Here is a 6,262-nt window from a genome sequence, read left to right on the forward strand (position 1 = left end):
CGCGGCCCTGTCCCGCCGGTGGGGGTCGGCGGGCGGCCCAGCTCCCCCCCCCTCCTCCCCCCCCCCCCCCCCCCCCCCCGGTCCCGTTCGGGACACGTTCCGTATTCCGCCTCCAGAGGCTCTGTCGCCTTGGAGTCGGCTGCCCCCGCTGAGGTTCTGCTGCTCGTCACCGTCAGCAGGGTGCCCGGAACCGATCCGAATGCCCTGAGCCAGCAGCGCGCCGACCCCGTCATCTACCTTCCGGTGCCCGCAGCAGCGGTGACCGGCACCGGCGAAGTCCCCGCGGACACCCACGAACGCACCCGGGAACTCGCCGAGCGCCAGGGAATGGCCGATGGCGCCGCAGACCTGGTGATGTACTTCGCCCGCCTCTGGCTGCGACCCGGCCCAGCACTGCCCGCGCACGCCATCAAGATCGCCCTCGCCTGCCGACGCCACTGGGAGCAGTGCCTTCGCGGCGCCGACCGGTCGGGTATGACGGACGTGACATGCCTGCCCGCCCCGAATACGGACAACTGGTCGCGCGATGCGAAGCCCTGTACCTCGTCGGCAGCAACGACCAGCGCGCCGGCAGACCTTGTCCCGAATGCCGTATGAGCAGTCCCGGCCCGCACACTGTGGCCGTGAAGGTCCCGCACACCGAGCACAGCGCCGCTATGCATGGGTCGTGATCACTCCTCATGGGTGGCTTCGCACCGCCACCGCCCCACTGGGCCTGTCCGCCGTTCTTGTCCCCGCCTTCCCGGTCACCGCAGCGCCCGCCGGGGTTCGCGTCGGCCGGCCAATTCCCACGCCTCGTCACGAACATCGCCTCGGGAACGGAGGACTACCCCCGGAAAGGTGGTGATCGACGTCTGCTCCCACAGCTGATCCGCCCCGGCCGCGACAGAGCACGCCCGATGGTATGACCTTCCGTGCCCGGACACATCGTCAGACGTCCCAGGCGGAACCTAGATAGGACACGACCTCTCCATCCGGTGAGGCGATCCATTTCCAGGGAGCGCGCATGCCGACGGAGCAGAGCACACCAACAATGCCCCAGGTGGCCATGACGCTGGCCGCGATCGCGGCCACCGCCGCCACCCCGCGTCCCTCAGGTGAGACCCTGGCGCAGCAGCAGAACCGGATCTTCCTGGGCGTCGAACAGCAGTTGGCCGAGTCCTCACTCGCGACGGGGAACGACTGGAGTCTGCAGTGGCTGGCGCTGAGCTCCGACAACGCGAACATGGCGTACCTGGTCGCGAGTCGTTCCACCAACGCCTTCGCCGTGATCCTGCGCGGCACGGTCGCCAATGTCACCGACCTGCTGGAAGACCTTGACGTGGGCACGGTGGTGCCATTCACCGCCGTCGGCTCGCCACCGGCCCCGGTGGCCGTCTCCAAGGGCGCGATGGAGGCGTTCAGCCAGGTCGTCACCATGAGCGCGGCGGGCGTCACCCTGGTACAGGCGCTCGCCGGCGCCCTCGCTGGCGCCGCGCCCAACCCCACCGTCTACGTGATCGGTCACAGTCTGGGCGGCTGCATCGCCACCATGGTCGCGCCCTACCTCCAGGCGCAGACGTGGCCGGGCGCCTCCCCGCAGTTCGGCCTCTACACCTTTGCCGCCCCCACCGCCGGAGGCCTGGACTTCGCGGCTTACGTCGACTCCCTGAACTGGGTCGTCAACGAGCGCTACTACAACGCCTGGGACTTGGTGCCGCAGGCCTGGACCAAACTCGACGACGCGAAGAAGTGGTATCCCGATCCGCCCGGTCCGGCGGCGAACGACGACGTCGACGCTGTCATCACGGCAATCGCCTCCCTGCCCGGCCCCCACGTCTACGCCCAGCCGGGCAATGCCAACCCGCTGCACCCGCAGTACAAGAGCGACTACGACCCGGTCATGGTCAAGAAGTCGCTCCAGGACTTCATGGGCCAGGTTACCTACCAGCACGCCAACTCCACCTACCTGGGCCTGCTCGGCGCTCCAGATGTGCTGCCGGGCCCGGTGGTGCGGGCCATCACCCGCAACGTCGGCAAGACCGGCAGCGCGGTCGTCATCGCCGGCAGCGGCTTCGGCGCGGGCGCGGCGGTCGACTTCGGCCCGGTCGCATGCCAGGACCTGGTCGTCAGCAGCGACGGCACCGAGATCAGCGCCTTCGCGCCCCCCGGCGTCGGCGTTGTCGCCGTCCGGGTCACCACCAACCTCGGCACCTCGTCCGCCGTCCCCTTCGGTCAGTTCGCCTACGGCGGCCCCGCCCCGGTCGTCCTCACCGGCATGAGCAAGGACAGCGGCCGGAAGGGTGACAGCGTCACCATCACCGGCGTCAACTTCGACTCAGACGCCCAGGTCTTCTTCGGCAACAACCCTTCCCCGTGCGTCCAGGTCACGCGCACCGGCGCGCCCAGCGAGATCCTTGCCACCGTGCCCGCCCGTACCATCGGCGTCGGCAAGCCCAGCACCATCAACGTCACCGTACTGTCGAACGGCTACTCGTCCCCGACCGGCCCCGTGGATGAGTTCACCTACAAGGAGCTGTAACGCCGGTGTCGTGGTCACTCCGCCGACGGCCTGGTCGCCAGCGGTCCGCTGACCACGGGGGCGGGCGGTCAACGAGGCGCAGGGGGAACTCACGGGATTCCGCAGACGACGTCTTCCGAGGTGTTGCTGTGCAGCAGCAGACCGACGCGCTCACCGGCCCAGCGGCTCGCCGAGGCGCTGGGCCGGACAGGACGAGCCCTCAGAGAGCAGCGATCGAGCCAGTGGGCCTGGCGTCTTTTCGAGGCAATGCCGCGAAGTGAGGGATGAGGTGGAGCTGTCAGCGGTTCGTTGAAGCCACTGCCTGGAGCATCGACGGCGGCCCCGACCTGTCCAGCAAGGAGCAGGTTGTGCCAGAGATGCCACCTGTCCGCGACCTGGACCGCCTGCGGCGCTCCGGCGGCAGCGCCTTCCGCGAAGAACGGCGTGCGGTCCCGGCAGACGGCCTCGATGCCGGGCCGCTGGGCGAGCCACGCGGCCGGGCTGGACGCCTCCCGGTCTGGGAGCAGATCGATCGGACGGCGGGTTTCGACGTCCACCAAGACAGTGCCGTAGTGGCGGCCCTTGCGGGTGGCGTACTCGTCGACGCCGACCACCCGCGGCGCCGGTACCTCCGGCTCGGGCAGGGCGTTGACCAGGCGCAAGACCGTGCTCCGGCTCACGGGCACGCCGAGGACGGCAGCCACCCGGGCGCCGGCCCGGCCGGCCAGGGCAAGCCCCACCGCGGCCAGGGCCGAACGCAGCCCCTCGGTGCGCTGGCCATACCTGCGGGTCAGGCCAGCAATCTGCTCCACGAAGGCACGGCGCGGGCACATGGTGTTCCGGCACCGGAATCGCCGTACCCGGAGCTGGAGTACCACTCTTCGTCCGGCGCTCGGTGCGTCAGCGGGAAACCGCAGGTAGGAACTGTGAACTCGGGTCGACCAGGCCCCGCACGCCGGGCAGACGGCCCCGGCTGTGGTGCAGTGTGCGTCAACGCGCACTATCTCGGTATTCACGTCCACCGACAGCACCGCGATGTCCGCGATCGACGGGAACAACAGCTCCTCCACCCGGACGACCTCTTCCACGCCCCGAACTGTCAGCCCAGCCATCGAGACCACGGTTCATTTTCGGGCGACTTCGAGTGCCGCCCGGAGGCGCTCGCCGTCACTCACAGTCGCCGCTGCACGTGTCCTGTCCCAACGAAGCTAGTGCTGTGACCGCGTAGGTTCACCGGCTTCGGCCGTGTTCTAGGATCCCCTGGCTATGGGGGGATCTGTTCGTGACCGGTGGCGCCTGACTCGTGTCGTTGCTGTGGTGCTGGCTGCGCTGGGCGTGATCGTGTTACTGGGTTTCGTGCTCCTGGTTCTTCCGGGGGTGATAGTCGACCACGACCTCGCAGGTGGCCACCTCGCTGCAGCGGACCGGTTGAACGCGGTGAACAACGTGCGCACTACCCTTCTGCAGACGGTCGGCGGTGCGGTCGTTCTGTTCGGCGCCTATGCCACATGGCGGCAGCTGCGCGTCAGCCAGGACGGGCTGAACGCAACCCGAGAGGGGAACATCACCGATCGCTTCAGCCGGGCCGTAGACCAGCTCGGCAGCGACAAGTTGGACGTGCGGATCGGGGGCATCTACGCACTGTGGCGGATTGCGGATCACTCCGACCGCGACCGTGAGGCGGTCGTCTCCATCATGGCGGCGTATCTGCGGACGCATCTTCCCTGGCCTCCGCAGGAACCCGCAGTGCCGGCGGCAGACGTGTCCATTAACTCGGTGCCCCCGTTGGAGACCCGCGCCGCCGACGCTCAGACGGCGCTGACCTGCCTCGGGGTCCTGTACCAGGAACGGCGTCCGGAGTGGCTCAACGTCAGCTCGACCGACCTGCGCCGAGCCGACTGTGACGGATTGTGGCTGCACGGAGTCAACTTCGACGGCGCATGTCTGGAAGCGGCGAGCGTCTACCAGGTCAACCTGAGCAAGGCGTCACTGATCGCCGCCAACCTGCGGCATGCCGAACTCGGCACTTCGATTCTCCACCAGGTCCGCTGTCTGCAAGCCGATCTGCGCGGCGCACGCCTGGTCAAAGCCGACTTGAGGTCGGCGGATTTCTCCCGTGCGAACCTGCGGGAGGCGAACCTGCGCAAGGCCCGCGCTCAGGGCGCCGTATTCGCCGACGCGGACCTGCGGTTGGCCGACCTTCGGGGCTGCGACCTCACCAACGCCGACCTGCGGGCAGCGAGACTGGAAGGGGCGCTGGCGAGCGACCTTACGATCTGGCCGGCAAGCTTCGACGTGCAAACAGCCGGCGTCGTTGTCACCACAGACCCTGGCGTCGAACCGGACAATTTGCTCCCAGCTGCCGCGCTCACGAGGCAGGTCCCGCTGCTGCAATCGGAGCCGATACATGGCCCGTCAGCGTCGGCGAATTGAGCAATCAGGCAGCGCAGTCGATGGGCCGTCCGCCCCAGCGGATGCCGTTCTCGCTGCGGATGCGGGCGCGTTCCTTGCGCTGGGCGGCGAGCACGTCGGGGTGACGGACCTTGTTCTTCTTAGCCCAGCGGCGGATATCCGCGCCGGTGTGGGCGGAGAGGTTGTCCAGGATGATGTAGATCGGGGCGCCGTCGGGCCGGGCGGCACGGATCGACTTCAAGGCAACGAGGCTGTTGGCCGTGCCTTTGCGGCGGCGGTTGACGCCCCACAGCCGGTCGTCGCCGACGGAGTAGCAGCCGTGGAAGTAGGTGACGCCGTGGGTGCGGTGGTAGGTGGCCGGCAGGCGGTTGGGCTTGCCCTGCTCGGCCCAGCAGGAACCGGCGGTGGGCCGGATCCCGAGTGGCCCGAACTCGTCGAAGGCGAAGGCCCGGTCGGGGAAGCGTTCCAGCACCTGCTCGATGCGGTCGAGCTTGGCGTCGCGCTCGGGGTCGGGTGACTCCTTCCATGTCTTGGTGCGCTGGAAGGTGATGCCGCGGCGCAACAGCAGGCACCGTAACGCTTCACGGCCGATGCGGATGACGCGTCCGTGCACGCGGCGCAGGTAGGCGGCGAGTTTGCGGATCGACCAACGGGTGAAGGGCTGGCCGAGCTTGATGGGGCGGGTGGTGGCCGTCTGGATGAGGAAGTCCTCGTCGTCAGGGCTGAGCAGGCCGGGACGGCCTCCCGCCCATTGAGGGTCCAGACAGGCCAGGCCGATCTCGTTGAACCGGTGGATCACGTCCCGCACCGTGTCCTCGTCGGCCTGGACCAGCTGAGCAATCACCGGGACACGGTTCCCACCGGCCGACGCCAGCAGCATCATCGCCCGGCGATAGCGCACCGAGCTGGTACTGCCTCGGCGCACGATCTGCTGCAGCTTCTGCCCTTCCTGATCGGTCAGTCTGCGCACCCGCACAGGCTCGGCCACCGCACCTCCAACGGTCGGAACGAACGTCACCGCCCACCAAACGCTTCAACCGCCACTCCGGTGAACCTATGCGGTCACAGCACTAGACGTTCGGGCGCCGCTGGCCTGTGTGGACTGGATTGGGTGAGACGCGTGGAATCGGTTCGTCGAGACAGGTGTCAGTTGCAGCTCTTCGACGTGGCGTTCACCCGGCCCTGGCCACCTGGCACCGGCTGGACCGGCGCGGGAGTGCGTTTGGCGGCGCGGCTGACGATGGCCGTCTCGACATGGGTGATGCCCAGGCCGACCAGGTCGCGGGAGAGGAAGCCGTAGAGGGCTGTCAGGTCCGGGAAGTACGCGGCCGCGTGCAGGTTCGAGGGTCC

The 6,262-nt window shown here is 68.6% G+C and carries 5 protein-coding genes and 1 pseudogene; 3 read left to right on the top strand and 3 right to left on the bottom strand.

What is annotated here, in order from left to right:
* Positions 1–180: 180 nt before the first annotated feature.
* On the top strand, positions 181–597 hold the full coding sequence (locus AC07DS_RS31435) for a hypothetical protein (RefSeq protein WP_479150734.1): 417 nt from the start codon (positions 181–183) through the stop codon (positions 595–597).
* Positions 598–1,006: 409 nt separating this feature from the next.
* Positions 1,007–2,521, top strand: coding sequence for a lipase family protein (locus AC07DS_RS31440; protein ID WP_479150736.1), 1,515 nt, complete (start codon positions 1,007–1,009; stop codon positions 2,519–2,521).
* 89 nt (positions 2,522–2,610) lie between these two features.
* On the opposite strand, the gene AC07DS_RS31445 is transcribed toward AC07DS_RS31440, so the two are convergent.
* On the bottom strand, positions 2,611–3,588 hold the full coding sequence (locus AC07DS_RS31445) for an ISL3 family transposase (protein WP_479150737.1): 978 nt from the start codon (positions 3,586–3,588) through the stop codon (positions 2,611–2,613).
* Positions 3,589–3,817: 229 nt separating this feature from the next.
* Here AC07DS_RS31445 and AC07DS_RS31450 point away from each other — a divergent pair, with 229 nt between their 5' ends.
* Positions 3,818–4,933 carry a pentapeptide repeat-containing protein gene (locus AC07DS_RS31450; protein WP_479150739.1) on the top strand — a complete coding sequence of 372 codons (1,116 nt, stop codon included), beginning with the start codon at positions 3,818–3,820 and terminating at the stop codon, positions 4,931–4,933.
* A gap of 4 nt (positions 4,934–4,937) precedes the next feature.
* On the opposite strand, the gene AC07DS_RS31455 is transcribed toward AC07DS_RS31450, so the two are convergent.
* Positions 4,938–5,900, bottom strand: a complete 963-nt coding sequence (locus tag AC07DS_RS31455) for an IS630 family transposase (RefSeq protein ID WP_479150741.1) — start codon at positions 5,898–5,900, stop codon at positions 4,938–4,940.
* A gap of 158 nt (positions 5,901–6,058) precedes the next feature.
* Positions 6,059–6,262, bottom strand: a pseudogene (locus tag AC07DS_RS31460) (hypothetical protein); the annotation flags it as partial.

The organism is Streptomyces sp. NPDC044064, from assembly GCF_056434245.1.